Consider the following 1,800-nt stretch of genomic DNA (forward strand, 5'->3'; position numbering starts at 1 on the left):
TAGCATTCCTGTAGATCGTTAAATATCAGGTTTGAAAAAAATAGAGCCCCTCAGTAAGATACGAGTATAGAGACCAATCTAACTCAAAATCTTAAGGAGGAAGCCCTAATATGAATTTTAAAATGCAAGACAAACAAAATCAACTAATTGAAAGAATTTCCGATACACATCTAATTGTAGGAGTGGATATTGCTCAACAATTACACGTTGCTCGAGCTGTTAACTTCCGTGGAATTGTAGTTGGAGATCCTCTTACATTTGAAAATAATGAAGAGGGGTTCATAAAACTATTAAGTTGGATTCAAAACTTACAAAAACTAAAAAACTTAAATTCAACAATAGTGGGGATGGAACCTACAGGACATTACTGGATTAACCTATCCAAATGGCTTGATAAACAAAACATTGAGGTAGTTACAGTGAATCCCCACTTGGTAAAAAGAAATAAAGAGAATCGTGACAATACTCAATCAAAAAGTGATAAAAAAGATGCCCTCGTAATAGCTGACATGGTGAAAAACGGCTACTATTCCTTTGTTCGTCCAACATCAGAATCATTTGAGAAACTTAGAGTTCTAATTTCTAACCGTGATGTAATTGTTAAACGCCTCGTGATGGCCATTAATCAAGTAAATAGATGGGTAGATGTGGTTTTTCCAGAACTCAGACAAGTGTTTAAAGATGTTTCGTGCAAAGGGGCCATCGCAACCCTTCGTTTATTTCCTACACCGGATGAAATATCTTCACTAGAAACACTAGATGTTATGAGGGGGTGGAAGTCTTTAATGAAACGACAACCAGGACCCAAAAAGGCTCAATTACTAATCAATCTAGCAAAATCCTCTATTGGGATCGGACAAGCTCTTGATGCTTATAAATTCCATTTAGAACAATTATTAGAGGAATATGACCTCGCTGTAAAACAACTCGAAAGAGTTGAACAACAAGTTAAAGAAGTTCTCTACAAAATCCCATTTGCAAAAAAACTGCTTATGATTAAAGGAATAAGTGAAATTTCGTTAGCGGGGATATTAGGTGAATCAGGAGATCTAAGTGGTTTCTCACACGGAAACTCTTTAATACGTCATGCAGGATTACATCTAGCTGAAGCAAGTTCGGGCAAATGGAAAGGCCAGATTGTCATTTCAAAGCGTGGGAGGTCCAGGCTACGACGGTTCCTCTACTTAGCAACTATGAGCCTTGTGATGAATAACCCTGAGTTTAAAGCCCTCCATTCCCATAATGTGAAGGTAAAGAAGTTAAAGAAAATGAAATCAATCATGAAACTGATAGGTAAACTAGCAAGGATTTTTGTAGGAATAGCACGAAGAAACGAGTCTTATTGTCCAAGTAAAGTCCAAGTATTAACCACTTTAGCAGCTTAGAATTAAAACAATTGAAATATAAAATGAATTAATTAAAATAGTAAACTTTATTTTTGAATGTTGTCTTATTCGTAGGATTTCAAATATGTACGGAGTACCAGGTTTATTCAACAAAAGGGCACTGTGACCCATCAGTTTAGCATAACTGGCCTCCACCCCTTGGAAAGGCATAACGAAGGAATGAGAGGGCAATTGACCCGTTGAGACATGGGAGGGAAAGCCTCCAGGGGCGGCGTGGAGATGTACATTATATGGTAAAATATGGAGTGATAGCTGACTCCTTTATTTAACTATGCCTACACGAAGCCAAAATGATCTGAACTCATTTCAGTTACACGTAATTCCAATTACAAGGGTTATGAAATCCTGCGAATAAGGGAGCATTCGAGAGATATTCGTATTAAACTGAGGGAGT

1 protein-coding gene is annotated in these 1,800 nt (G+C 37.2%); it reads left to right on the forward strand.

Translation table 11 applies throughout. The features are described from left to right. The first annotated feature begins 110 nt into the window (after positions 1–110). Positions 111–1,385 (forward strand): IS110 family RNA-guided transposase, encoded by a 1,275-nt coding sequence (locus AC59HZ_RS31205; protein ID WP_496549589.1) that lies wholly within the window; start codon positions 111–113, stop codon positions 1,383–1,385. The last annotated feature ends 415 nt before the right edge of the window (positions 1,386–1,800 follow it).

The organism is Neobacillus sp. DZ-9 (assembly GCF_059587065.1).

Bases quoted from the DNA above. Each gene is read 5' to 3' on its own strand.
- AC59HZ_RS31205 (WP_496549589.1), top strand. From the start codon at position 111: ATGAATTTTAAAATGCAAGACAAACAAAATCAACTAATTGAAAGAATT.